Raw genomic sequence first — 25,546 nt, 5'->3', positions numbered from 1 at the left:
GGAGAGAGTTAATTGGCTAGGATATGCTTGCAACAGACTCATAGATTAATTCTAATAATCTAAGTGATCAGGTTTTTAACTGATCGGTATTTTTTGATATTTTGTTTGTACACATAAACTATATTGAGAGGTTTTTATATCAAATGAACAAGATCAGTAACCTGCTTCGTTTAGTATGCGATATTTATCGCACCCATTTTGACCACCACTATCACAAGCCTTACCAAACCATTCTTTTGCTTGAGACTTGTTTTGACGAACGCCATTACCTTCTTCGTAAAGTGAACCAAGATGATATTGGGCAATAGTATGATCCTGCTCAGCGGCCTTTTGGTACCAACTGATAGCGGTAGCCAAATCTTGATGAACACCTTTGCCCTCTTGGTAAAGCAAACCAAGATGATACTGAGAGGTTACATGACCTTGTTTAGCGGCCTTTTTGTACCAACTGATAGCCCTAGTTAAGTCTTGACTAGTACCTTTCCCATCTTCATAAAGTGAACCAAGATGATATTGGGCAATGATATAACCTTGCTCAGCAGCCTTTTTGTACCAACTGATAGCGGTAGTCAAATCTTGACTAGTACCTTTCTCATTTTCGTAAAGTGAACCAAGGTGATACTGAGAGGTGACATGACCTTGTTTAGCGGCCTTTTTGTACCAACTGATAGCGGTAGTCAAATCTTGACTAGTACCTTTACCTTCTTCATAAAGCAAACCAAGGTGATACTGGGCAATAATATAACCTTGCTCAGCAGCCTTTTGATACCAATTGATAGCCGTAGCCAAATCTCGACGAATACCTTTACCTTCTTCATAAAGCAAACCAAGATGATACTGGGAGATGAGATGACCTTGCCCAGCGGCCTTTTGATACCAACTGAAAGCTGTAGCCAAATCTCGACGAATGCCTTTACCATCTTCATAAAGCAAACCAAGATTATATTGGGAGGTGACATGACCTTGCTCAGCGGCCTTTTGGTACCAACTGATAGCCGCAGTCAAGTCTTGACGCATATCTTGCCCTTCTTGGTAAAGTAAACCAAGATGATACTGGGAGATAGCATGACCTTGTTCAGCTGCTTTTTGATACGATTTAGCAGCTATAGTCAAGCTTTCGCCAAGATAAGATTCTCTTCTATTATAAGAGAAAAGCGCTTTTAGGTACTTAAAAACCATTGTTCGTTCTTTAAAATTAATCTCGTTGAGATTATAGAGAAAGATGCTGAATGGGGCAATTACCTTTAGTGAACTGTCATGTTATTTAGCTAAGATTAAGTTACTACTAGCTGTTTCCTCAGCATACGCTCTGATGCCGCTATTTCAAAATAGAGGCCTGTATTAGTAAACTTCAAGCGCAAAATATATCTTTCGAAATAGATGATTAAGAGTTTGGAATTATTAGAGATTTTGAAAAAATAAGGGCTGCGTAACGTTTATAGCGTAATGACCTTACAAAATAGGTTGTAACTTGATCAATAACTCGCTCTATTAGAGTAGGTATAACACAAGTGAGTTTACAAGCTCTAATTAGCTAAATACTTGCCATTTCATTGGAAAAGTTGCGCTAGTAGCTGCTCAAAGACTGAGTTAAATAATCTGGTCTTTTGTTCGACCTTTTAGTCATCAATCAGAGTCTTAAAAGAAAGTAGGGTTTAGAGAAATAATATATTCTGTCAGAGCAAAATGCTCGAATTGATGAGCCATTGTTAGCGCATTGAGCCTTTACGAGTAGTATCGGGGTCGTTACTTCTATGAAGCAACAGCACCAAAAAATCTTAATGCATCTGAGATTCAAGACTCTCTACCCAAGAAAACGCTTTTAGGATGCGCATCCATTGATCGTCCAAGCCTGCTTTTAGGAGTAATGGCTCACCAGTGACGGGATGACTGAGCGCCAATGTCTGAGCATGTAATAGCATGCGCGTACAGTCATAGTGAGTGCGAAAAAATCGTGTGTGCCGTATATCACCGTGGCTGGTATCACCCACGATATGATGAAATACATGTCTCATGTGCCGACGCAGCTGATGCTTGCGTCCCGTCTCAGGTGTCAGGCGCACAAGGCTATAGCGGCTGGTGGGATGCTTTTTTGACACTGCAAACGGCAGCTCGATTTTTGCCAAGCTTTGCCAGTGGGTCACCGCCTCTTGAGCGGGCTTGTCTAAGTTGGCGAGTTTATCAGCGATGGCATCAGGCTTAAAGCTGAGCGCATAATCAATCGTGCCGTGCTCTGGCATGAAGCCGCGCACCACGGCTATATATTGCTTGGTAACCTTGCGTTCAGTAAATGCCTCGGTCAAGGTGCGCGCTACGGCTGAGCTTTTGGCAAACAAAAGCACGCCCGAAGTCGGTTTGTCTAAACGATGCACCGGAAACACATGGCAACCGACCGCATCACGGGTCAGCTGCATAGCAAAGCGTGTTTCGCCTTTATCCAGCCAGCTACGATGTACTAGCAGCCCGGCTTCTTTGTTAATTGCCACTAGGTGCTCATCTTCATAGATAATGTCTATTTGGTTAGTGCTTTCACTCTCAGTATCCATGCGTTCAGTACCTATATAGTAGAAACTATAGTCATATGAATGATGCATAGTTTCTTATTTCGTTATTCAAAAAAAACCCTTCGTCATCTTGTCAGTAGTAGATGGCGAAGGATTTAGTGATGCATCATAGAATGGTTGGTGATTCTTCAGTATAATAGGTGACTATTAAGTAATAATAAATTAAAAATCAATAGGTTATACTACTCAACCGTCACTGACTTGGCCAAATTGCGTGGTTGATCGACATCAGTGCCACGCATCACTGCTACATGGTACGACAGCAACTGTACGGGTACACTGTAGACGATAGGGGCTAGGGCCTCGCAAACGTCAGGCACATTTACCAAATGCAGTCTGTCCTCTGCGACCATTTGACTGGCTTCACTAGCGAAAACGAATAGCTCACCATGACGCGCATGCACTTCTTGCATATTTGCTTTTAATTTATCAAACATACTGTCCTTGGGTGCCAATACAACGATTGGCATGTCTTTGTCCACCAGTGCTAATGGTCCGTGCTTGAGCTCACCTGCGGCGTAGCCTTCGGCATGAATATAAGAGATCTCTTTTAGTTTTAACGCACCCTCGAGAGCGATTGGGAATTGCAAGCCACGTCCCAAAAACAGACAGCTTTTCTTATCTTCAAAATGCTCACTCATGGCTTTGATGGGAGCATCTAGCATCAAACTGGTGTGCAGCTGACCTGGTAATTGATGCAGCTCATCTAATAAGCTACTTAATTGCTCAGCAGTCATACGCTGCTGAGTGCTACCAACTTTCAATACTAATAACATTAGTGCAACCAGCTGCGTGGTAAATGCCTTGGTTGAAGCAACACCAATTTCAGGACCTGCGAGTGTCGGCAAGAAGATATCTGTTTCGCGTACCAGCGATGAGGTTGGTACATTGCACAGCGCTAGGCTGACCAAGCCTGTAGGTATGTTTTTTTGAATATCACGTAGTGCGGATAAGGTGTCAGCCGTTTCACCCGACTGAGAGATACAGATAACCAAAGTATTATCGACGACGACAGGATTGCGGTAACGGAACTCGCTTGCCACTTCGACTGAACAAGGGATACGAATAAGACTCTCGAACCAGTACTTGGCGACCATGCCGGCATGATAACTGGTACCACAAGCGATGACTTGGACATTACGGATACCTGATAACTTTGTCTCATAACGCTGCAAAAAATCATCGCGTAGTGAAGCGGTTTCGCCATTGTCCAAAGCCATCTCAATAGTACGGGCAACCGCGTCTGGCTGCTCATAGATTTCTTTGAGCATATAGTGCTTGAACTCGCCTTTGTCTGCGTTATGCTGAGTGGCATCAATTTCATGTATTTGACGTTGGACTTCAACGCCATCTGCATAAACCTGAATGCTACTGCGAGTCAATCTAGCAATATCGCCTTCTTCTAGATACATAAAGCGGTTGGTGACCGGCAAAAGGGCCAGCTGGTCTGAGGCGATAAAATTCTCGCCGATACCGACACCAATCACCAATGGTGAGCCTAGACGTACAGTAATAAGCTCATCTGGGCAATCTACATGTACGATACCCAAAGCAAAGGCACCATGTAGCAATGGAATGATAGTACGGACAGCTTCTAATAAGTCAGGCGTTTGTTTATAGATATCATGGATTAAATGCGCCACCACTTCAGTATCTGTCTGCGAAGTAAACTCATAGCCTTTGGCCATCAGTTCTTCTTTTAGCTCGGCATAGTTTTCGACGATGCCATTATGAACAACGGCAATTTTGCCTGATACATGTGGGTGTGCATTGCACTGCGCGGGCTCGCCATGGGTGGCCCAGCGTGTATGAGCGATACCGATATGACCATCAAAGAACTCTGGGTTGATAGCGACGGCATCGACCAGTGCCTTTACTTTGCCCACTTGACGCTCGCGGTGTAGCTCACCATCACGAATCACCGTCAGACCAGCTGAATCATAGCCTCTATATTCTAAACGCTTCAAGCCTTCAAGTAAGATATTGGCAATATTTCGCTCAGCGACTGCGCCTACAATTCCACACATGGCTATTCCTTAAATTCAATTTTTAGTAGTTCAATATAGAATGGTACAAGATAAAAAGACTAGCGACTGATTCATCACTCTAGTCATCAATTAGCACATCAGTTTATAAATACGATGAAGCAGTACCACAAAGATTGAAGTACTGCTTAGGGTTGCTCAAGAGTGACGGTCATTGATCACGCTGGCAACGAGCCGGTTACTTCTTGGTCGGACGCTGAAAGTCGTTTTTTTGTACTTGACGCGCGCGGCCAAATGCCAAAGCATTGTTATCAACATCTTTGGTAACTACAGAACCTGCCGCCACGGTCGCAGTATCACCAATCGTGACAGGCGCAACCAAGCTAACATTGGAACCGATAAAAGCGTTGTCTTGGATAATGGTCTGTGATTTATTAGCACCATCATAATTACAGGTAATGACACCAGCACCAATATTGACGCCTGTACCAACAGTCGCATCACCCACGTAACTCAAATGGTTTACTTTACTGCCGTGACCGACGGTCGATTTCTTAATTTCTACAAAGTTACCGATTTTACTATTATCAGACAATACCGTCTCAGGACGCAGATGGGCAAAAGGCCCTACATCGACACCAGCACCAATATCAGCATGATCGATCACGCAGTAAGGTTTGATATGGCAGGCATTACCGATAGTGGCATGTTTAATCACACAGCCAGCTTCGATATAGACGTTATTACCTAAAACGCAATTACCCTCAAATACCACGCCAACATCTACAAACACATCTTGGCCAGCGGTTAGAGACCCACGAATATCAACACGGGTAGGATCAGCAAACTGTACACCTGCTTCTTGTAAATCAGCGACTAACTTGCGCTGCCATATGCGTTCTAGGCTGGCAAGTTGTTGGCGATTATTCACGCCTTCAATCTCAAACGTATGCTCAGGCTCAATCGCCGCAATAGTAATACCATCAGCGACTGCCATTTTGACAATATCAGTCAAATAGTATTCTTTTTGGGCGTTATCGTTAGAGAGTTCAGGTAAATATTTGTGCAATAGCGCATTGTCTACGCAGTAGATACCGCTGTTGATTTCTTTGATACTTTGCTCATCGGCACTGGCATCTTTTTGCTCAATGATAGCTTCAATATTACCTGCTTGATCACGCTTGATACGACCGAGTCCAAACGGATTATCGACAGTAAGGGTTAACATAGACATACCGTCAGTATTGGCAGTTTTCAATGCGGCTAACGTCTGACAGCTTACCAATGGTACATCACCATACAAAACAAGGCTTTGCCCTGATTGTGGCAGAGCAGACAGTGTCACTTTGACGGCATGACCAGTACCTAATTGCTCAGTTTGAGCAACCCAAGTGATCGATGACTGTGTATATTGATTGGTGATTTCCGACTTCACTTGCTCACCGCCAAACCCATGAACGATAATCGTTTCATCGACAGTGAGCTGATGGCAAGTGTCTAGTACGTGACCCAATAATGATTTACCAGCCAATGTCTGCAATACCTTTGGTTTTGCAGACTGCATACGCGTGCCTTTACCGGCCGCTAAAATAATCACAGAAAGAGGAGATGTCATAATAACCCTACAAGTGCAACAAAATATAAAATTGGATTATAACGCAAAATCCCTTTTGAAAATAAAATATGACGTGCAGGCTTTGTAACTTGAATATACTTCGCTTAATTCAGCGAAATCAAACCAGTAAATACACCAGTACTATCCTAGATATTCCTGCGTACTGCTATCAAAAAGCAAAAAACATGACTGCAACGGTATATATAATTAGCCAAATAACGGCCGCCATGATTCCTGCAATGATGTCATCTAACATCACCCCAAGACCGCCAGCAACTTTTTTGTCTGCCCAGCCAATCGGTGGTGGCTTTAAAATATCAAACACACGAAATAGGATAAAAGCTGCCGGTAACCAGCCCCAAAAGGTCGGCAACATCATCATCGATAAGGCATCTACAGAAGGAGGAAATACATAGGACAAAATATACGATAGGGGTAGCAAGGTAATCCACATACCGGACCACTCATCCCACACAATATGTGGATCATCATGTACCTGCATCAACTCAGACGTCCGTCCACATATCCAGATACCAACAATACAAGATAGAATAGTTAATATTAAAAAAGGGACAAACCCCAAGGCCATGAGCGGCACGCCCACAATCAGACCACCAACGGTGCCCCACGTACCAGGGGCACGGCGGGGCATGCCGCTACCTAAGCCTAGCCCAAGCCAATAAACGATAGTATCAAACATACTGGCACTTGCTGGCAGTGGTGGGCAGTCATTTGCTTTACGGATATCAGGCTTAGATAGGTCATGATCAGTCATAGATTAGCCTGTGAAGTGTTGGTAGCCAGTCATATTAGGCCATGTAGAGAATGGTGCAGGTTGGGTAGGCGTCACTGACTGATGGTTATAGAACAGTTCCGGACGTAACGCTGTAGATGTGCTTTTATTTACTGCAGACTCTGTTAGCGCAATCACTGTTCCGATACAGGTGATAGATGTGTTGCCAGCTGGTGGCTCAATATGCGCAGGCAAAGTAAAAGCCAGCTCATAATCATCTCCACCTGCCAGCTGACACAACAAGCGCTCAGATAAGTCTACTAAGCATAACGAATCACTAGTAGGCAGTTGTTCAAGGTTAAGCTGCATACTCACACCGCTCTGCTGACAGATATGCCCAAGGTCTTGGTATAGACCGTCAGAGATATCGATCATCGCCGTTGCGCCCGCGTTTGCCAATGCTGCACCTAAAGTGATGCGAGGTGTTGGCATGTGCAAGCGATGCGCCAGCTCTATACCTTGTGGGCTGTCAGGGAACTCTAATGCATAGGCAGCATCACCAAGCGTCCCTGAGACATAAACCTTGTCACCGACCTGCGCCCCCGAGCGATAGACAGCAGGTGTATCTGCTCCGAGTAATCCTTGCGCACTCACACTGATCACCAATTGCTCGCTGCGTGTAGTGTCACCGCCAGTTAGCGTGACCCCAAACAGTTGACAGGCATGAAATAAGCCTTTCGCAAAGGTCGTGAGCCAGTCACTGTTTGCCAATTGCTCGGGCAATGCCAATGCCAGTAAGATACTGTGCGGGGTGGCACCCATTGCTGCAATATCTGAAACATTGACTGCGACGGCTTTGTAGCCGATTTCAAACGCAAGCTTATTTACTTGCTCAAAATTAGCATGGAAATGGCGACCTTGAACCAGCGTATCGATACAACTGACCAAGCGTGACCCTGCTGGTACCGCCATGACCGCCGCATCATCACCGATACCTTTTTCGATACCCTTTTTGATAGCATCTGACGGTAAATAGTCAGTTTGCATTTGCAAAAATATACGCTCAATCAGCTCAAACTCGTTCATGGTTAGTCTTTGCTTTTTGTGTCGTCAGTGGCTTTCTTATTTGCTTTAAATTCACTGATATTGGCACTGGCTTTACTGGCACTACTGCGCTTGACGTTGGCCTTGTTAGCACTGATACGCGTCTTGTTTGAAGCGGTTGGTGCCTCATCGACAGCGTTTGTAGTTTGAGTAGCTGATTCAACATCGTCTGCTAGCACTGTTTCAGCTTGCTTAGATGCTGCTTTTTGTGAGGTACGTAGGTTAGCTTTGGTATCTGCTTGCACTTCAAGCGCGCGCACTTCAACAGCCATTTTGTCCAGTACCGCATTAATCAATTTGTGAGCATCAGTCGCGCCAAAGTGATTGTTAAGCTTCATCGCTTCATCGAGCACAACTTTGTAAGGAATTTCCATACGGTTTTGCAGCTCATAGGCACCAATCAGCAAAATAGCGTGCTCAACGGTATCTAACTTATCAATCTCACGATCGAGATGTTGACTGATAAGGGCGTCTAGCGCTTCAATTTGCTCTGGAATATCACGCATCATTTCGTGATAGTAACCGATATGTACAGTATGCATGGCGTTGGTGGCACGCGTACGTGCAGCGATGTCATGCGGAGCATTGTCTTTCCAGCCAAGCTTGCCATCCACATCAAAGCGGCGGTCGGTGACGAGCCACTCGTATAGTCCTTGCATCGCAAAGCGGCGCGCTTTACGGATAGCAGTGTGACTGGTCTTGTAAGAAGACTCACTCATATCGAAGGTTTGATCACCTGCACTACTGCTCGCTATACGGGTAGCTTCAGCTTCGTTGGCTTGTGCGGTTTTCGCAGCGCTGATAGCGCGCTTGAGTTGGTCAGTCATAGGGGGTCTGTACCTAAATTTTTAAGATGATACCCAGTCAAAAACTAAACCAGCAAAGCATTGATTCAAGTGTGTCGAGACAGAATGCTATCAGAACGCATATGTACTTACTTTGCTTATTCAATTTTATAAAGGGTATAGAAATACGGCGAAAATTCAAAAAATAGCCAGTGTGTTGATAGCTGGCGTCATGCTATAAGGTGCTGTTATTACCAAATAGCAGCACCAGTCAAAACAGTACGTTCTAGCTTCAAAGCTTAAACTTCATCGATATCATCAATATCGAGCTGTGACAAAACAGCAATCATTTCTAGCACAACCATCGCAGCTTCAGAGCCTTTATTGCCTGCTTTAGTACCAGAGCGCTCAATAGCTTGCTCGATGCTATCCGTTGTGATGATACCGTTGGCAACAGGGATATTATAATCCATTGCCACAGCGCTCAGACCTTTGGCCGACTCACTGGCTACAATATCAAAGTGCGGCGTGCTACCACGGATGATTGCACCCAGTGCCACAATCGCGTCAAAGCGATCTGATTCAGCCGCGCGCTGGGCAACAAGTGGCAACTCAAATGCACCAGGAACACGGACAACGGTAATGTTGCTACCCAATACACCATGACGGAGTAGGGCGTCGATTGCGCCATCAACTAGTGACTCGACGACAAAACCATTAAAACGACCAACGACGATGCCAATGCGAGCGTCAGCATTTTGATGCAAGTTGCCATCGATATGGGTCACATCGCTGCGCTGCTGTTGTAAGTTCGACATAAAAAATCCTTTGCTTAATAAAGCGTTCAATTGAGATATAGACGTAAATAAATAGCTAAATATACAAATACGTTCAATCAACTCGGTCGCCTATCATTTTGGCGTTGTCATAGTTAATTGAACGAAAATAAATGGTTAGCACTATGATAGCATTTTTTTGGTCTTTATTTGTATTTTACGAACGTGCTATAGACGCATCTGTATACCTTGCGCTGCCATGTATTCCTTGGCCTCCAACACGGTGTACTCACCGAAGTGAAAAATACTGGCGGCAAGTACCGCATCGACGCCACCTTTTAGCACGCCTTCTGCCAAGTGCTGTAGGTTGCCGACGCCACCTGAGGCAATAACAGGTACATTGACCCGGCTGGTGATCTGCTGCATGAGTGCCAAGTCATAGCCTTTTTTGGTACCATCACCGTCCATCGAAGTGACTAGCAATTCACCAGCGCCCAGCTCGGCCATTTTGCTCGCCCAAGCAACGGCATCAATACCGGTTGGCTTACGACCACCATGGGTAAAAATTTCCCAACGCGGCACGGTAATACCGTCGACGTTGATATCAGCGACACGTTTGGCATCGATGGCCACAACGATACATTGGTTACCAAATTTTTGCGCGGCTTCACCAACGAACTCAGGGGTGAATACTGCTGCTGAGTTGATTGCGACTTTGTCCGCACCTGCATTGAGCAAATTGCGAATATCAGCGATTTTTCGCACGCCGCCGCCGACGGTGAGTGGCACAAATACCGTCTCAGCCATGCGCTCAACGGTATGATACGTGGTGTCGCGCTCGTCATTGGTCGCGGTGATGTCCAAAAAGGTAATCTCATCAGCGCCTTGTTCGTTGTAGCGTCGGGCGACTTCGACAGGGTCGCCAGCGTCTTTGATATCAACAAACTGAACCCCTTTGACCACGCGGCCATTGTCTACGTCAAGACAGGGAATAATACGTTTTGCTAGCATAAAACCGCCTATTAATTCGCGCAAGAATACAAAGATACATCACATAAAATGCTATGATACGCGTAACTATTTTACAAAACAAATGCAAAGGGTGCTTATGTGTCAACTGCTCGGCATGAACAGTAAAAATCCTGCTGATATCGGTTTCTCTTTTGCTGGTTTTCGGGCTCGTGGTGGGCTTACAGACGATCATGTTGACGGTTTTGGCATTGCTTATTTTGAGCCGACGGGTCTGCGTTTGTACTGCGATAATCGCGCGGCGATGGACTCCCCACTTGCTGAGTTGGTCAGTCAAACTCGAGTAAAAGCTGATAATACTATTGTCCATATACGCAAATCAGATGATCAGTTACTCAGTAATGCTCATCCTTTTACGCGTGAGATTTGGGGCGAGGCTTGGGTGTTTTCTCACAACGGTAAAATGACCATTAAAGATGCGGCCGATAGCGACCCTATCAAGCAAGGCAAATCACATCACTATTGCCCAGTAGGGGACACCGATTCGGAATTTGCGTTTTGTTACTTGCTCAATCAACTAAAAGACCAGTTTGAGTACAAGCCCGATGCACAGACACTGTATGAGTTCTTAACCGTGCAATGCCGTTTTTTGGCGAATTATGGACTGTTCAATTGCGTGATGTCCAATGGTGAGTGGATGCTTGGCTATGCCAATACGTTATTGTTTCATGTGACTCGTCAAACTCCATTTGGCTCAGCGGCTCTCATTGATGTGGATGTAACGATGGACTTTGAGACCGTCAACGAGACAGACGATGTCATGACGGTGCTCGCTACCACCCCACTTACTAGTGATGAAAACTGGCAACAGCTGGCCGTTGATGAGTGCATTATTTTTGCAGAAGGTCATATGGTTTATCAAGATGTCCCTAAGTCCCCTGTTTATTTGTCGATTGAAGAAGGTTTAAAGATTGCAAAAAATGCTTAGCCTATATATTAGCTAGCCTATGTGTCAGCTGTTTTATTAAGTCATTGTTTTATTAAGTAGCTGCCTGCTGAGTTGCTATTTTACTATGTGGCTACTTTTATCAGTATCAGCTACGTCATAGAACGCAGCCGATTGACAAAATATCTTAACGATATTTAAAGTTTGCTTATCGGCGACGTAATGGTCACTATTATTGACTGTCACCACATTTATTATTACCCAAATTGAATTTATTATTTCACGTACTACTTTTACTATTTAACCGTCATAAGTGAGATGTCATGTCCGTCTATACCCAGTTAACCGATGATCAGTTTGCCGCCTTTTGCCAAAGCTTTGGTGTGTCGTTCGCCCGTGCGATTCCAATCACTCAAGGTATCAAAAACTCAAACTGGTTTATTCAAACGACTGATGATGTAGAGGGTACATACTCTTATGTATTTACCTTGTTTGAAGAGCGTCCACCTGCTGATATCGAAAAAATGGCAATCATCCTAAACCAGTTAGATGGCAAACTACCTGTTGCCGCGCCATTGGCAGTTATTGAATCGAATAGCGCTCAAACGGATAGTGACGATAAACGTTATGTCATCCATTATGAAGACAAAGCGATTACCCTAGTGCCATGCCTATCAGGATCGCATCCAGACCAAACCACGCAAGCGATGTGTCACGATATCGGGGCGGCGTTAGCCATGCTGCATGAGACCCTGCAAGCACTGCAGCCAAGCGAGCAATATGGCGTACCCTTATACCCATGGGCAGATGTACGTGACCGCGAAATGCAGTTTATGCCAGGTGACGAAGCCAAATTGATGAGCGATATTTGGCAGTCTTATCGCGATCTACCGCTGACTACATTGCCAAACGGCTTATGTCATTTAGATATGTTTGCTGACAACACATTATGGAATCTACAAAAAGGTGAAGCACGTCTGACGGGTTTGTTAGATTTCACTGAAGTCAGTGTCGAGCACTATGTGATGGATATTGCTATCACTATCAATGATTTTTGTACCACGTGGGGCGTCGCTGAGCAGGGCGAGTCTGTGAACTTTGATCGCAATAAAATGGCGGTATTCTTACAAGGTTATGAATCGATACGCCCACTAAATACTGATGAGAAACGTGCACTACCTGTTATGCTAGCAAAAGCAGCAGTGATATTCTGGTTACTGCGTCTAAACGTGATTCATTACAACCGTACCGAAGGTCGTACGGGTGACAACATCATGGTCAAAAACCCTGACTTGATGAAGCGTTTAGCCGCCTATCATTGGGCACATGTCGAAAAAGCGCAGAACGCAGTGTTTGTATTATCGAACACACAGAACAATCACATTGCTGGTGTGTTTAGTAGCATGGCACAAGCCGAGCAAGCACACGAAAAATTAGCTAATAGTAGTGAGTTTGCAGTCAAAGAATATACACTAGATCAAGTATCCTAAACATTGCTTATCCACTTACCCTAGTAACAAATATGCTAGCAGTAGATATCCTAGTAGCAGCACTTTGGAGACGACACCATGACTGATCAAGTTGATAACTGGCACAAACTGGCACGTTTCGATACCAACATGCAGGGCGAGCTGCATGCCAACCTGCTACGCAATAATGGCATCGCGGTGTCTCTACAGCCGCTAAGTGCTATCCCTGGTATGAACTCTGGTATAGTGCTTTGGGTAGAGGGTACAGAGCTAGCAGAAGCTCAGCGTATCTTAGAGGGTATCGATACAGACAGTAGTGCTAGGGCTGATCTACTCGCCAATATGAGCGATGCTGAGCTCGGTATTACTCCAGAAACCGAGCACAATCATGGCAAACAAGACTATAAAAACGGTGAACTATAAATGTGTCAACTTTTAGGAATGAACTGCAATACCCCGACGGATATTGGCTTTAGTTTTGCAGGATTTCGCAAACGCGGCGGAATGACAGACAGTCATGAAGACGGTTTTGGTATTGCGTTTTTTGAACGTAGCGAATGCAGCAATAATGACAACACTAACGATGACACGGTAAATGATTCAACAGGCCTGCGTCTATTTCATGACAACAGACCGAGCCACCTGTCACCAGTAGCTGACTTGGTGAACAATTACCCAATCAAAGCCATGAATGTCATCGCTCATATCCGTAAAGCGACGCAAGGGCAGAACTGTTTGGCAAATACGCATCCGTTCGTCCGTGAAGTATGGGGCGAGCAGTGGGTGTTTGCGCACAATGGACAGATGAATAGCGAGTTTATCAAGCGTTGCCAGCGCCTGCAAGACAACGGTAATGCCGCGCATTGTCAGCCAGTGGGTAGCACTGACTCTGAAATGATCTTTTGCTATCTCATTAATCGTTTAAAGAGTAGCTTCAAAACTCGTCCTGACGACCAAACACTGTTTAATTTTTTGACCACGCAGTGTCGCTATCTGTCTGCAAATGGTCTATTCAACTGCTTGATATCGAACGGCAAGTGGCAACTGGCTTATGCGGGCAGTTTGTTGTTTTATCTAACGCGAAAAGCACCATTTGGTGAGGCGAAATTATCAGACGACGATCTGGCGATTAACTTTGGTGATGTGACCACAGACACGGACAAAGTCACGATCTTAGTCACCGTGCCGCTCACTGAAAATGAGAAATGGCAACAGCTGGCGGTCAATGAGTGCTTAATCTTTCAAGACGGTGATGTCATTTATAAAGATAGCCCAAGCCAGCGCAAGTTTTTGACGGTTGAGGAAGGGATTGCGATTGCACGGGAGGTTGGGGCGAGTGTTTAGGGAATGATATTTGGCAATTTTGAATAGTTTACTTTGTACATTGATGTTTTTGACGAATAGTTCAGACCTTCTAATAACTTAGAATGTATATATAAGCAGTATTTAATTCTCTTCATACTGTATCAGGTATCTTAATGATTGATTTTTTTGTAAAACAAGCTATTAGTGATGAAAAGGCTAGTTTGTTACTACAGAAAGTTTTTAGCTTGCCAGAAAATAAGGTTGCGGTATTAAGCTTGCAAGAGATAGGAACCTTAGGAAATCAACTTCCAAAACTTTGCGAATGTCTCGGAGTAAAAAGTCTCATAGAAGGTGATGCTTGTATGCTATTACAGATTTACCGAATTAAGATTCCACTTGATATTTTTTTGAAAAGACTTCAATCTTTTTGCAAAACTGAGTCTATAACTTGCTATGTGCCCTCTGAAAATGTTTATGCTAGTAGTTACTACAACTATTACAAAATTACGCCAGATTGCGAAATGATTGAAGTATCTGAATGGCTTAAAGACGACAATGAAGATAATAAGCAAATATATTTTCATAACAAGCTAATAAAAAACTAACCCAAATATCCCCCACAACACCGCTTAAATTTCTCTCCAGAACCACAAATACACGGTTGCTTTTGCGTCACTGTTATCGCAACCGTCGGGTCTAAAAAGTACCAACGCGCATCATTACTAAACTTGTCTTTTGTTTTCACAAAGGTAGATAACTCATGATGCGCTTGTATTTTTTCTGCTAAATCACGAGCATTATCTTTGGTATTAAAATACGCCTCAAACTCAACCTGCGCATGTCTTTTGCCCAGCTTTGGCGTATGCTTCACAATCTCTAAGCCTGCCCAGTCCGTCTCTTTTGCCCAACTCTCAACCGATGTGACGTCAAGCAAAGCCTGCTGTGCAGGTAGCGTGGTCTTAACGATATAGTCTGGTTTGATGAGTACAAATGCACTATAGCGCGACCGCATAAGCCGCTCGGCTGTCTCCGCTTTTAGACCACCTACTTCGTCATCATAAAAAGCATTATGATAAGGCTGGCAGCACTCTTGATAGGAGAGCGGCGAGTCTGTCTCTGATAACGGATTGATTTGGCAAGGGCAGGTTTGGGTAGTAGATGGTATAAAAAGTGACATAGCATACTCTAATGATTGGTAGTAATAGCTTACCGTAGCATATCTTCTAGGAGTGTCGGCAGCATACCAACTCTTAGCTGTGCCCATGCAGAAGGATCACTTAGTCGCGACCAAAACATCTCAAAAGGCGGAGCGACATACACCAGTAATGCAAGGATAGTATATAAGAGCAAGTACCACCATTTATCTTTTGGCTGGTAGAACTTCATCGCTGTGCCCGATGAGCGCTTCATTTTCATATTAGACAAATTCACGCTATACAGCTCGTCCAATGATAAATGCACTATCGCCCCGCCAAACAAAAACAGACCGTAAAACCAGCTGGTCGTCAGTGGTAGGTGTAGACCGTAATAACTTAAGCACGTCAGACCCAATCCCAATATCGCCATATATGGCACAGAGTGGATGACGCCGCGATGCACAGTCATCGTAGTAAAAATATGAAAAACGACATAACGCATAAAACCGTAGCCAGCCAGCCATAATGCTATCAGCGAAAGCAAGCTTAGCTCACTACGCCAGTGCATGACTAAACCAAAGGCAAAGACAAACGAGGTGATATTAAAACCAAGCTTAATCGGTGTTGAGTTATCCGAATCTAAATCTGGTAACAACCCGCCAATAGTCCCAAGCGCCACACACATCAAAAATCCTGAGTCGTCGATCAGTCCAGCTTTATATACGGTCAGACTCATGGCACCGCTAACCATAAATGCAACGTTTAAGTGGGTATTAAAATTTGCCATAAAAACTCATTTATCCATCGCGCTCAAAAAGACCTTTCGAGTCGCTCATCTAGCTGTAAAAAAGCGCACCATGATACCATAGACCGCCCATACGTCTAACAGAGATAAACCTTGAGAGATAGCGCTTATGCCAGCCAGTGACTTGCCAGCCAAACCAAATCCCGACACAGACAATAACGACCCTTCTATCGTAAAGGGTACACTTGATAAGTCCTTTGCCGATATTGATTGGCAAGCACCGTGGTTGTCTCATATTACCCAGCTGGGTTATCTCAGCACAACTATTGCGCACCTTAGCAATATCAAGCACCAGGCAGACAGTGTGGGCACGCCAAAAGCTATCGGTAGTACACCTGATGTCGTTGGTGCAGTATTGAAAACAGCGATGGAACGGCAAGCGGCGGTCTTGGAGCAACCCTTACCACAGACCAAACCAGCTCATGATAACAAGCCGCAGACCCTGCAGTTTGTCTCTCAAAATGCATTGCCCGATGGCGAAGCTTACGAGCATTTCATCGGGACAAGCGGACATATTCCGACGAGGGACAATTTGCATGATTTATTTAACGGTAGTATCTGGCTGACCTTCCCAAAGACTAAGGCTATGCTCAATTACTATCATATGCTAGAGATTGCCAAGCAAGGCGTTAGTGAGCGACGAGGACGGGTACGTGACACTATTACTGTCTTTGATGAGAATGGCGCCGTGCTGGTGACTTCTGATGTTAGTATCGGTGAGGCGTTGGTTAGTTTTGACTGGCAGGCAAGTTTGGTGAAACCACGAGCTAAATGGGACAACCCAGCACAACCTGATAACAGCGCTCAGGCAGCAGTCTATATCTTTGGGCATGCACTACTTGAGCAACTGATACAACCGCGTAAACCATTATGTGCGCATAGTATTGTCATTCATGTTTCACAAGAGCTCTTTACCTTATCATTGGCTGAACGTATGAGCTATTTAGATGATAAGGTTGCCGAATACATGGACACGTTATTATCAAATGATGATGTCAAACCACGACAGCTTGCGCCGCTACCGATTTTAGGTGTACCGCATTTCTGGGCAGCAAACGCCGTGACCGAGTTTTATGACGACAGCTACGTGTTCCGTAGTGGCAGACGCCAAAAACCCAGTAAGTGATAGCGATCACCATTAGTATATAGCTCATTAAGCCTTTGTTACGTTTACGATTGTGCCACGATTCGATAACGTCTAGACGTTAACAAAGCCTTGCATGTTTGTTATGGTAAAAGAAGCTTTTGTTGAGCAAGCAAATAGCATTGTTAAAGTAGCATTATTTTCTTTGCGAGCAGAAGCGGTCATAAGATAAATTGACGACACCTTTCGATTATCAAAATCAATTCGATCATTTATTCAGCCACCAGTCATATACCTACACCCATAATAATTGACGTCTAGGATCTATAACAACGATAAGGAAGCTATCATGAGTGATATTTTTAATGTAAAAGACACCCTCTCAGTCGCTGGCAAGGAACATGCCTTTTATAGTTTGCCAAAGCTGACCGAAACTTACGAACATATCGATACCCTACCATTTTGTATGAAAGTGGTATTGGAGAACCTATTGCGTAACGAAGACGGCGGCCAGTCGGTTGGCAAAAACCATATCGAAGCAGTTGCTAACTGGGATGCAGGCGCTGAGGCATCAAAAGAGATTGCCTTTATGCCAGCACGTGTGGTCTTGCAAGATTTCACTGGTGTGCCGTCAGTTGTTGATTTGGCCGCGATGCGTGATGCAGTGGTTGAGCTTGGCGGTAAAGCTGAGCAAATTAACCCATTTATCCCTAGTGAGCTGGTCGTTGATCACTCTGTACAGGTCGATGCTTATGGCCGTGAGGACGCACTAGATCTCAACGAAAAAATCGAATTTAAGCGTAACAATGAGCGCTATGAGTTTTTGCATTGGGGCAAACAAGCCTTTGAGAACTTCGTCGTCGTACCACCAGCGACAGGTATCGTGCATCAGGTCAACCTTGAGTATCTCGCTCGCGTCGTGATGGCAGCAGATGTTGATGGCGAGCTGATGGCTTATCCAGATACCGTATTTGGCACAGACAGCCACACCACGATGATTAATGGTATCGGTGTGCTTGGTTGGGGTGTGGGCGGTATCGAAGCCGAAGCGGCGATGCTGGGTCAACCTTCCTCGATGCTGATTCCACAAGTGGTCGGATTTGAGCTCAAAGGCAAGCTGACCGAAGGCGTCACAGCAACTGATTTGGTATTACGTGTGGTGGAGATGCTACGTGCACACGGCGTGGTGGGTAAATTCGTTGAGTTTTATGGCGAAGGCTTACACAGTATGCCATTGGCCGATCGCGCTACTATCGCCAACATGTCGCCAGAGTACGGTGCGACTTGTGGTATTTTCCCAATCGATCAGATGGCGATTGATTACCTGCGTCTGTCTGGTCGAGATGAAGAGCAAATTGAGCTGGTTGAGCAATATGCCAAGGCGCAAGGCTTATGGCATGATGCTGATACACCAGCGGCGACTTATTCTAGTAAACTAGAGCTAGACTTATCTTCAGTACAACCAGCACTAGCTGGTCCTAATTTGCCGCAGCAGCGTATCAACCTATCAGATATGCATGAGAAGTTTGGCGAAACGTTAGCAAAAATGAATAAAGACCGTAAAGTAGAAGTGGACGGTAAGATACGTTTTGATCAAGAGGGCGGCGAGCAAGAGCAAGCAGAGGATCTAGTGGCTGAGCCAAAGATCGAAGTCGACACAAGAGACGATGATCTCAAACATGCTCCGGCAAATAACGTCTTCTCAAATGTCAGTATCGATGATAAGCAGCACAAGTTAAGAGATGGCTCAGTCGTAATTGCTGCCATTACCTCTTGTACCAATACCTCAAACCCTGCGGTTATGATCGGTGCCGGCCTAGTAGCCAAAAAAGCTGCTGCCAAAGGGCTCAAAGCTAAGCCATGGGTCAAAACGTCATTGGCCCCTGGCTCTAAAGTCGTCACTGATTACCTAGAAAAAACCAACCTTATGGATGAGCTAGAAAAAACAGGCTTCTATCTTGTGGGTTATGGGTGTACCACCTGTATCGGTAACTCAGGGCCACTTCCTGAAGCGATTGAAAAAGGTATTGAAAAGAACGACTTGGTTGCTTCTGCCGTACTGTCAGGTAACCGTAACTTTGAAGGTCGTATCCACTCACATGTGAAGGCCAGTTATTTGGCATCACCGCCGCTAGTAGTTGCCTATGCGTTGGCAGGTACGGTCGATATCGACTTGACAACACATCCATTAGCGCAAGACCAAGACGGCAATGATGTCTATCTAAAAGATATCTGGCCAACCTCAGAAGAGATTAATGAGCTGATCGCTAACAATATCGACGCTGATATGTTCCGCAAAAACTACGGTGAAGTGTTCGATGGTAGCGCAGCGTGGAACGCAATTAGCTCAGCGGATAGTCAGCTGTATCCGTGGGACGAAGGCTCGACCTATATCAAAAACCCACCGTTCTTTGATGGTATGACTATGGAGCCAGAAGGTATTCCTGATATCGAAGGCGCACGTATCCTTGGTCTGTTCGGTGATTCAATCACCACCGATCATATCTCACCAGCAGGTAACATCGACCCAGATTCGCCAGCAGGTCAGTACTTACAAGAGCGCGGTGTAATGGAAGCAGACTTCAACAGCTATGGTTCACGCCGTGGTAACGATGCAGTCATGACCCGTGGTACCTTTGCTAATATCCGTATCAAAAACACCATGATGGACGGCAAGGAAGGCGGTTATACCTATTACTTCAAAGATGACAGCGCTACGTTACAAGATGGCGAAGAAATGCCCATCTATAATGCAGCGATGAAGTATAAAGAAGATAAGCGTCCGCTCGTCGTGCTTGGCGGATCAGAGTATGGCTCAGGCTCTAGCCGTGACTGGGCAGCCAAAGGTACAATCCTACTAGGCGTAAAAGCGGTATTGACCAGTTCGTTTGAGCGTATTCACCGTTCAAACCTCGTCGGTATGGGCGTGTTGCCATTGACGTTTGAAGATGGTGAAAACGCAGAAACCTACAAACTAGATGGTTCTGAAGTATTGAGCATCACGGGTCTGGACAATGGCGAAAGCAAAACGGCCACCGTTACGGCTACGCGTGCTGATGGATCGAGCGAGACCTTTGAGGTTAATGTCGGTCTACAAACGCCAAAAGAGCGCGAATATGTGCGTCATGGCGGCGTATTGCACTACGTACTACGTCAACTGGCGGCTGAAAGTAAAGAAGCAAGCTAGTAATTCGTTAAGCTTTATATGACGAAAAGCCCAATCTCCTTTAAAGTAGGGGATTGGGCTTTTTTATTGAAGATGTTTTTTTATTAATACACTTTTCTCTATGCTTCTTCAGTCAATAACTTAATCCCCAAGCCCACAAACACCACACCACTAATTCTGTTGAGTATTGTTTCAATAGAAGGGTTTTCTCGCAAGCGTATACTAAACCGAGCTGCTAATAGTGCCAAACATAAGCACCATATAAACCCACTGGTAGCAAAGGTCAGCCCTAGCATTAGAAATGACAACATGCCATAAGCATAACTGGCATCGATAAATTGAGGGAAAAACGCGAGGAAAAATAAGGCGACCTTTGGATTAAATACATTGGTCAACACGCCTTGCTTATAGATTTGCCAGCTGTCTACATTCTGTTTATCAATAGTGCGTTCGTCTTTAGATAAACTATTCGCTATTGAATTTGAATTTTTGCTCAGTAGCATTTTTAGACCTAAGTAGCATAAGTAAGCCGCACCGATATATTTGACGATCATAAAGGCCACAGGTGAACTGGCGATCAATACGGACAATCCTAAAGATGCCAAGAGGGTATGGACCAAAATACCCGAGGTGATGCCCAGAACAGAATAAAACCCTGCTGTTTGCCCTTGTGAAACACTACGGGTGATGATGTACATGCTATCCGTACCTGGCGTTAGGTTTAACAAAATAGCTGCCAAGATAAACCCTAAATAGTCCTCAATACCAAACATAGCAATCACTTCCCTTCAATCACGCTAAGCCCCATCATTTATAGTAGATAGGTACGCTTTGTAAATATGCTTATCAGATCGATATTAACGAGTATTAGATAGTTTGGCAATAGCGCTATCAACAGTAAGCTAGCAGCTATTAATAATAAGCTAACGACAACAGAATAGAGGGTTTTGAGAAATGACAGACATAAAAAAAACCAGTCACCGTATGATGACTGGGTTTTTTATTGTTCGCTTATTAGTCTAACCTGATGCTAAGCAAAAGTGCTAATAAGTGACGCCGAATAGTGGCGTCCCCAGGGGGATTCGAACCCCCGTTACCGCCGTGAAAGGGCGGTGTCCTAGGCCTCTAGACGATGGGGACGCATAGAGTGTTATAACCAGTGGTTACAACGGTACTTCACAATATCAGATAGCTTATTAAATAAGCATTGCCCAGGTGCTGATATCGTCCTACTAGCGAGTATTTATGATTACGTTTCAGTAATACTGAGCGTTGGTATAAATAAGTATGGTGGAGCTAAACGGAGTCGAACCGTTGACCCCTTGCATGCCATGCAAGTGCTCTACCAACTGAGCTATAGCCCCTCGCTAAGAGTGTGCGTATTTTATGCAAGACCGGCTGTCCTGTCAACCACTATTTTAAAAATAATTCATAAATATGCAAAAAAAAGTGATTTAGCCTACTCTAAAAGCTTAACAAAGCCAAATTAACGTAGATTTTGCTTAAGTGCGATCTCTTTGATGGCTTTATCGGTATAAAACTCTGCTTCGCTGCCATCAGAAAAAATAATCGCACAGCATTCAGTTGGCACATATTGACCGCCTTTTTCTCTGATTGTTCTTATACCTTTGACGCCAATGATGTCATATTCGCTCAATTTATCTAGATTATGCTTGGTGTAACCACAGTAAGTGCTATATATCCATTTTAAATCTTCGAAGTCTTGGCCCTTGGTCAGAGTCAAATTTGCGTCAAAAAGCTCTTTTACGATGGCATCATAATATTTCTGTGCTTCTTTTAGGGTGTTAAATACATAATCTTTGCTTTCTATGGTGACGGTTTTGGCAGCCATGTCTATTTCCAATTAAAATATTGAGTAAGAGATTTTTATATTCTGAGAGTAGTAGTGCTTATCAACAACGAAACAAGGGTCAGAGATGGCCTGACCCTTTTACATTCAACAAGTTTGGCTAATTGGCTGAAACTATTTAGGCTGTTTAGCCGATAAACTATGCAGCAACTGAACTATTCAGCAGAGGCTAAGAAATCTGGTAATTCTGCCGCTTGTTTTTCAAGCTTTTTAAGTTTCTTTTTACCCAAACCACCTAGTACATCAACCGCATGACGCAAGCGAGTCAATGTCATATCAGCACCGATAATCGCCATGGAGTTCATAACGGGCGTCGATGACGTGCTACCAGCGATAGCGATAAAGAACGGCGCCATAAAGTCGCGCATCTTGATATCAAGGTGAGCAGCAAGGCCTTTTAACGTGGCATAGATGTTTTCTTCCGACCACGTTGGTAGGGTCTCAAGCTGCCAAAGCGCCAATTGCAGCATCTCGATAATTTGCTCAGGTGCAAGCGTCTTATGAGTGAAGCTCTCAGCATTAATATCAGGTAAGTTTTGGAAGTAAAAACCTCCCCAGTTTACCGCATCAGACAATAGCTCGATACGTGGTTGAATCGCCGCTGCGATTGCGGTGAGCTTGTCACTATTGCTGGCCCATTCAAGAATTTTGTTCTTTAGCTCTTCAGGGGTGAGCGCACGTAGCCATTCGCTATTGACCCAGTTGAGCTTTTCGATGTCGAATATAGGGCCGCCAAGCGACACACGCTGAATATCGAAGCTTGCGATCATCTCATCCAAGGTAAATTGCTCGGCATCATTAGGCATTGAGTAGCCCATACGCCCAAGATAGTTTAACAATGCTTCAGGCAGTACGCCTGCATCACGATAGTAGGTGATCGACGTTGGGTTTTTACGCTTAGAGAGCTTTGACTTATCTGGGTTACGCAGTAGCGGCATATGACAAAGGGTTGGCATCTCCCAACCAAAATACTCATAAAGCAGCTGATGTTTAGGCGCAGAGTTCAGCCACTCTTCACCGCGCATGACGTGGGTGATTTCCATCAGATGGTCATCGACGACGTTGGCTAGATGATACGTTGGCATGCCATCTGTTTTTAGTAGCACTTGCATGTCGACTTGGGTCCAAGGAATCTCAACGGTACCGCGCAGCATGTCATTTACGTGACAGATGCCTTCAGTCGGTACACGCATACGAATCACATGCGGCTTGCCCTCGCTTACCAATTGCTCAGTTTTTTCCGGTGCAAGATGAGCACAGCGACCATCATAACGAGGGGTCTCGCCGTTGGCCATTTGCTCAGCACGCATGGCATCTAACTCTTCGCTAGTACAAAAACAGCGGAACGCATGGTCTTTTTCTATGAGTATCTCGGCGTGTTTTTTGTAGATATCGCTGCGCTCGCTCTGACGATAAGGGGCATGCGGGCCACCAATATCTGGACCTTCCGCCCAATCTAGTCCGACCCAGCGTAAGGCGTCCAAAATCATTTGTTCTGATTGCTCAGTCGAGCGCGTCTGGTCAGTATCTTCGATACGTAAGATGAATTCGCCGCCATGCGCTTTGGCAAATGCTAGGTTGAATAGCGCAATATAAGCAGTACCTACGTGTGGGAAGCCAGTAGGTGAAGGGGCGATACGCGTGCGCACAGGGCGTGTGCTGTCAGTAGAGGTTTGCATGGTAAAAGTCTCAAAATTTGCTATCGATATAAGCTATTAGTATAAATAGCGATGAAAGATATGAAGTCGATGTGAAGAAATAGCGTAAAATATAGCGCTAGTATAACAGAGACATGTGATATTTTTAATGAAAAGCCCTTCTAGTGCTTGACTCGCCGTGTATCCTTGCGATAATAATGCTAGGCAAGTCATAACTTGTTTATTTTCATCCAATTACTGGCCAGTATGGTCGTCATCTATTGAGTTGTTTGTGTCCCTATCAAAGTCTAAGCCAAAATCGAAAGCCAGTTCTTCTATTGCCACTGATCTCTCTGAGTCAGCGCCCAGCCCATCATTGACAAGTGATGCGTCTACGCAAAATGTCGATATGGATATTACTCACGCCCGTCATGAGGGCGATATCACGTCTGATGAATTAAGTTTTGTCCATGATGCGGTGCTATTACAAGAGGCTGTCGCTGCAGTGCTGGGCGTAAAAGCATTACCTAAGCAAAAAGCAAGCGACCAAAATAGCCCAAATAACCAAGATAGCTTAGATATAAGTGGGATTTACGTCGATGCGACCTTCGGTCGTGGCGGTCATAGTAGGTTACTATTAAGTCAACTTGCTGATGATGCCACACTGATTGTCTTTGACAAAGACCCAACGGCCATTAGCGTAGCGCAAGAGTTGGCAAGTAAAGACAGCCGTGTGCGTGTGGTTCATGACAGCTTTGCGACCTTGACTGACAGTCTAGCTGCTATGGGCATTAGTCAAGTTGATGGCTTGATGGCGGATTTGGGCATTTCATCACCGCAGATCGACGATGGTAGTCGCGGCTTTAGCTTTATGCGTGATGGGGCAGTGGACATGCGTATGGACACCAGCCGTGGACAGTCCGTTGCCGAGTGGCTTGAAACAGTCGATGATGAGACGTTGGCCAATGTGCTCTATGAGTTTGGTGAAGAGCGTCACAGTCGCCGTATTGCCCGCGCTATCAAACAGATGGAAAGCTATGACTCTACGCTTGAGCTGGCAGAAGTGATTAAGGTTGCGCATCCTAACTGGCAGCGCGGTAAGCATCCAGCGACGCAAAGCTTTCAGGCGATGCGTATTTTTATTAACAATGAGCTGGATGATGTTGACAATTTTTTAGCGCAAAGCATTCCTATCTTAAAGTCAGGTGGACAGCTTGCAGTCATTAGCTTTCATTCATTAGAAGATCGCCGTATCAAGCAGTTTTTGCAGCGCCATAGTAAAGGCCAATATCCAGAAGACGAAAGCCTGCCGATGCCGCCGAATCGCCCGCGTTATTTTAGCAAGCCAAAACGCGTTGGCCCTAGCAAAGCTGAAACCAGTCAAAATCCGCGCGCGCGCAGCGCCTGGTTGCGACTGGCAACGCGTACTAACACAGCTTATGAGCAAATGGACGCATCATAAATCTTGGATGAAAGCACTAAGCAGGTCGCGTATGGTTACTATTATCTATCTCAATGATGTGCAAATGTCTTAATCGCTACGCCACTGTTAAAAAGCTGTAAATATTGTCTGTTAGGCTCGGCAAATAATTTTTAT

Annotated in this window: 22 protein-coding genes and 2 tRNA genes; 8 read left to right on the top strand and 16 right to left on the bottom strand. The window is 44.8% G+C overall.

Annotated elements, in window-relative coordinates; genetic code table 11:
• Nucleotides 1-153: 153 nt before the first annotated feature.
• The 9 genes from AC5JPY_RS07310 to hisF form a co-directional block, all read right to left on the bottom strand.
• Entirely contained in the window at nucleotides 154-1,113 is a 960-nt protein-coding gene (locus AC5JPY_RS07310) for an SEL1-like repeat protein (RefSeq protein ID WP_493852327.1), read from the bottom strand.
• A gap of 665 nt (nucleotides 1,114-1,778) precedes the next feature.
• Entirely contained in the window at nucleotides 1,779-2,546 is a 768-nt protein-coding gene (gene truC, locus AC5JPY_RS07305; RefSeq protein WP_443526776.1) for a tRNA pseudouridine(65) synthase TruC, read from the bottom strand.
• A 200-nt stretch (nucleotides 2,547-2,746) separates the two neighbouring features.
• Complete coding sequence (gene glmS / locus AC5JPY_RS07300; RefSeq protein WP_493852326.1) at nucleotides 2,747-4,591, bottom strand: glutamine--fructose-6-phosphate transaminase (isomerizing); 1,845 nt, start codon at nucleotides 4,589-4,591, stop codon at nucleotides 2,747-2,749.
• A gap of 196 nt (nucleotides 4,592-4,787) precedes the next feature.
• Complete coding sequence (gene glmU, locus AC5JPY_RS07295; protein WP_493852325.1) at nucleotides 4,788-6,164, bottom strand: bifunctional UDP-N-acetylglucosamine diphosphorylase/glucosamine-1-phosphate N-acetyltransferase GlmU; 1,377 nt, start codon at nucleotides 6,162-6,164, stop codon at nucleotides 4,788-4,790.
• Nucleotides 6,165-6,333: 169 nt separating this feature from the next.
• On the bottom strand, nucleotides 6,334-6,939 hold the full coding sequence (locus AC5JPY_RS07290) for a phosphatidylglycerophosphatase A family protein (protein ID WP_493852324.1): 606 nt from the start codon (nucleotides 6,937-6,939) through the stop codon (nucleotides 6,334-6,336).
• Nucleotides 6,940-6,942: 3 nt separating this feature from the next.
• Nucleotides 6,943-7,983, bottom strand: a complete 1,041-nt coding sequence (gene thiL, locus AC5JPY_RS07285; RefSeq protein ID WP_493852323.1) for a thiamine-phosphate kinase — start codon at nucleotides 7,981-7,983, stop codon at nucleotides 6,943-6,945.
• A 2-nt stretch (nucleotides 7,984-7,985) separates the two neighbouring features.
• Entirely contained in the window at nucleotides 7,986-8,828 is an 843-nt protein-coding gene (gene nusB / locus AC5JPY_RS07280; protein WP_493852322.1) for a transcription antitermination factor NusB, read from the bottom strand.
• A gap of 257 nt (nucleotides 8,829-9,085) precedes the next feature.
• A complete protein-coding gene (gene ribH, locus AC5JPY_RS07275; protein ID WP_493852321.1) occupies nucleotides 9,086-9,604 on the bottom strand; it encodes a 6,7-dimethyl-8-ribityllumazine synthase in 519 nt (172 codons plus the stop codon).
• A gap of 186 nt (nucleotides 9,605-9,790) precedes the next feature.
• Nucleotides 9,791-10,573, bottom strand: coding sequence for an imidazole glycerol phosphate synthase subunit HisF (hisF, locus tag AC5JPY_RS07270; RefSeq protein WP_493852320.1), 783 nt, complete (start codon nucleotides 10,571-10,573; stop codon nucleotides 9,791-9,793).
• A 97-nt stretch (nucleotides 10,574-10,670) separates the two neighbouring features.
• Between hisF and AC5JPY_RS07265 the strand changes: the two genes are divergently transcribed.
• The 5 genes from AC5JPY_RS07265 to AC5JPY_RS07245 all read left to right on the top strand — a co-directional run bounded on the left by AC5JPY_RS07265 (nucleotide 10,671) and on the right by AC5JPY_RS07245 (nucleotide 14,856).
• Entirely contained in the window at nucleotides 10,671-11,519 is an 849-nt protein-coding gene (locus AC5JPY_RS07265; RefSeq protein WP_443526767.1) for a class II glutamine amidotransferase, read from the top strand.
• A gap of 281 nt (nucleotides 11,520-11,800) precedes the next feature.
• Nucleotides 11,801-12,967 carry a homoserine kinase gene (locus AC5JPY_RS07260; protein WP_443526765.1) on the top strand — a complete coding sequence of 389 codons (1,167 nt, stop codon included), beginning with the start codon at nucleotides 11,801-11,803 and terminating at the stop codon, nucleotides 12,965-12,967.
• 78 nt (nucleotides 12,968-13,045) lie between these two features.
• The gene (locus AC5JPY_RS07255) at nucleotides 13,046-13,369 is read left to right on the top strand and encodes a hypothetical protein (protein WP_443526764.1); all 324 of its coding nucleotides are present in this window, start codon (nucleotides 13,046-13,048) and stop codon (nucleotides 13,367-13,369) included.
• Entirely contained in the window at nucleotides 13,370-14,290 is a 921-nt protein-coding gene (locus AC5JPY_RS07250) for a class II glutamine amidotransferase (RefSeq protein ID WP_443526763.1), read from the top strand.
• 134 nt (nucleotides 14,291-14,424) lie between these two features.
• Nucleotides 14,425-14,856 carry a hypothetical protein gene (locus AC5JPY_RS07245; protein ID WP_443526762.1) on the top strand — a complete coding sequence of 144 codons (432 nt, stop codon included), beginning with the start codon at nucleotides 14,425-14,427 and terminating at the stop codon, nucleotides 14,854-14,856.
• Here the strand turns inward: AC5JPY_RS07245 and AC5JPY_RS07240 are convergent.
• Both AC5JPY_RS07240 and AC5JPY_RS07235 read right to left on the bottom strand, forming a co-directional pair.
• The gene (locus tag AC5JPY_RS07240; protein WP_443526761.1) at nucleotides 14,853-15,428 is read right to left on the bottom strand and encodes a YchJ family protein; all 576 of its coding nucleotides are present in this window, start codon (nucleotides 15,426-15,428) and stop codon (nucleotides 14,853-14,855) included. The genes AC5JPY_RS07245 and AC5JPY_RS07240 overlap by 4 nt on opposite strands.
• Before the next feature lie 29 nt (nucleotides 15,429-15,457).
• Complete coding sequence (locus AC5JPY_RS07235) at nucleotides 15,458-16,174, bottom strand: metal-dependent hydrolase (RefSeq protein ID WP_443526760.1); 717 nt, start codon at nucleotides 16,172-16,174, stop codon at nucleotides 15,458-15,460.
• 127 nt (nucleotides 16,175-16,301) lie between these two features.
• On the opposite strand from AC5JPY_RS07235, the gene AC5JPY_RS07230 reads away from it, so the two are divergent.
• Nucleotides 16,302-17,318: a DUF3025 domain-containing protein gene (locus tag AC5JPY_RS07230; RefSeq protein WP_443526759.1), complete on the top strand. Its 1,017-nt coding sequence runs from the start codon at nucleotides 16,302-16,304 to the stop codon at nucleotides 17,316-17,318.
• A 307-nt stretch (nucleotides 17,319-17,625) separates the two neighbouring features.
• A complete protein-coding gene (gene acnA, locus AC5JPY_RS07225; RefSeq protein WP_443526758.1) occupies nucleotides 17,626-20,463 on the top strand; it encodes an aconitate hydratase AcnA in 2,838 nt (945 codons plus the stop codon).
• A gap of 98 nt (nucleotides 20,464-20,561) precedes the next feature.
• On the opposite strand, the gene AC5JPY_RS07220 is transcribed toward acnA, so the two are convergent.
• The 5 genes from AC5JPY_RS07220 to gltX all read right to left on the bottom strand — a co-directional run bounded on the left by AC5JPY_RS07220 (nucleotide 20,562) and on the right by gltX (nucleotide 23,991).
• Nucleotides 20,562-21,215 carry a LysE family translocator gene (locus tag AC5JPY_RS07220; RefSeq protein WP_443526756.1) on the bottom strand — a complete coding sequence of 218 codons (654 nt, stop codon included), beginning with the start codon at nucleotides 21,213-21,215 and terminating at the stop codon, nucleotides 20,562-20,564.
• A gap of 291 nt (nucleotides 21,216-21,506) precedes the next feature.
• Nucleotides 21,507-21,582 (bottom strand) — tRNA-Glu (locus AC5JPY_RS07215).
• Nucleotides 21,583-21,730: 148 nt separating this feature from the next.
• Nucleotides 21,731-21,806 (bottom strand) — tRNA-Ala (locus AC5JPY_RS07210).
• A 122-nt stretch (nucleotides 21,807-21,928) separates the two neighbouring features.
• Nucleotides 21,929-22,294 (bottom strand): hypothetical protein, encoded by a 366-nt coding sequence (locus AC5JPY_RS07205; RefSeq protein ID WP_443526755.1) that lies wholly within the window; start codon nucleotides 22,292-22,294, stop codon nucleotides 21,929-21,931.
• A 173-nt stretch (nucleotides 22,295-22,467) separates the two neighbouring features.
• Nucleotides 22,468-23,991 carry a glutamate--tRNA ligase gene (gene gltX, locus AC5JPY_RS07200; RefSeq protein WP_443526754.1) on the bottom strand — a complete coding sequence of 508 codons (1,524 nt, stop codon included), beginning with the start codon at nucleotides 23,989-23,991 and terminating at the stop codon, nucleotides 22,468-22,470.
• Between the two features lie 367 nt (nucleotides 23,992-24,358).
• Here gltX and rsmH point away from each other — a divergent pair, with 367 nt between their 5' ends.
• Complete coding sequence (gene rsmH / locus AC5JPY_RS07195) at nucleotides 24,359-25,411, top strand: 16S rRNA (cytosine(1402)-N(4))-methyltransferase RsmH (RefSeq protein WP_493852730.1); 1,053 nt, start codon at nucleotides 24,359-24,361, stop codon at nucleotides 25,409-25,411.
• The last annotated feature ends 135 nt before the right edge of the window (nucleotides 25,412-25,546 follow it).

This window comes from Psychrobacter sp. H27 (assembly GCF_059072655.1).
This window is presented reverse-complemented; position numbering and strand designations above follow the sequence as displayed.

Bases quoted from the DNA above. Each gene is read 5' to 3' on its own strand.
- truC (WP_443526776.1), bottom strand. From the start codon at position 2,546: ATGGATACTGAGAGTGAAAGCACTAACCAAATAGACATTATCTATGAA.
- glmS (WP_493852326.1), bottom strand. From the start codon at position 4,591: ATGTGTGGAATTGTAGGCGCAGTCGCTGAGCGAAATATTGCCAATATC.
- glmU (WP_493852325.1), bottom strand. From the start codon at position 6,164: ATGACATCTCCTCTTTCTGTGATTATTTTAGCGGCCGGTAAAGGCACG.
- AC5JPY_RS07290 (WP_493852324.1), bottom strand. From the start codon at position 6,939: ATGACTGATCATGACCTATCTAAGCCTGATATCCGTAAAGCAAATGAC.
- thiL (WP_493852323.1), bottom strand. From the start codon at position 7,983: ATGAACGAGTTTGAGCTGATTGAGCGTATATTTTTGCAAATGCAAACT.
- nusB (WP_493852322.1), bottom strand. From the start codon at position 8,828: ATGACTGACCAACTCAAGCGCGCTATCAGCGCTGCGAAAACCGCACAA.
- ribH (WP_493852321.1), bottom strand. From the start codon at position 9,604: ATGTCGAACTTACAACAGCAGCGCAGCGATGTGACCCATATCGATGGC.
- hisF (WP_493852320.1), bottom strand. From the start codon at position 10,573: ATGCTAGCAAAACGTATTATTCCCTGTCTTGACGTAGACAATGGCCGC.
- AC5JPY_RS07265 (WP_443526767.1), top strand. From the start codon at position 10,671: ATGTGTCAACTGCTCGGCATGAACAGTAAAAATCCTGCTGATATCGGT.
- AC5JPY_RS07260 (WP_443526765.1), top strand. From the start codon at position 11,801: ATGTCCGTCTATACCCAGTTAACCGATGATCAGTTTGCCGCCTTTTGC.
- AC5JPY_RS07255 (WP_443526764.1), top strand. From the start codon at position 13,046: ATGACTGATCAAGTTGATAACTGGCACAAACTGGCACGTTTCGATACC.
- AC5JPY_RS07250 (WP_443526763.1), top strand. From the start codon at position 13,370: ATGTGTCAACTTTTAGGAATGAACTGCAATACCCCGACGGATATTGGC.
- AC5JPY_RS07245 (WP_443526762.1), top strand. From the start codon at position 14,425: ATGATTGATTTTTTTGTAAAACAAGCTATTAGTGATGAAAAGGCTAGT.
- AC5JPY_RS07240 (WP_443526761.1), bottom strand. From the start codon at position 15,428: ATGTCACTTTTTATACCATCTACTACCCAAACCTGCCCTTGCCAAATC.
- AC5JPY_RS07235 (WP_443526760.1), bottom strand. From the start codon at position 16,174: ATGGCAAATTTTAATACCCACTTAAACGTTGCATTTATGGTTAGCGGT.
- AC5JPY_RS07230 (WP_443526759.1), top strand. From the start codon at position 16,302: ATGCCAGCCAGTGACTTGCCAGCCAAACCAAATCCCGACACAGACAAT.
- acnA (WP_443526758.1), top strand. From the start codon at position 17,626: ATGAGTGATATTTTTAATGTAAAAGACACCCTCTCAGTCGCTGGCAAG.
- AC5JPY_RS07220 (WP_443526756.1), bottom strand. From the start codon at position 21,215: ATGTTTGGTATTGAGGACTATTTAGGGTTTATCTTGGCAGCTATTTTG.
- AC5JPY_RS07205 (WP_443526755.1), bottom strand. From the start codon at position 22,294: ATGGCTGCCAAAACCGTCACCATAGAAAGCAAAGATTATGTATTTAAC.
- gltX (WP_443526754.1), bottom strand. From the start codon at position 23,991: ATGCAAACCTCTACTGACAGCACACGCCCTGTGCGCACGCGTATCGCC.
- rsmH (WP_493852730.1), top strand. From the start codon at position 24,359: ATGGATATTACTCACGCCCGTCATGAGGGCGATATCACGTCTGATGAA.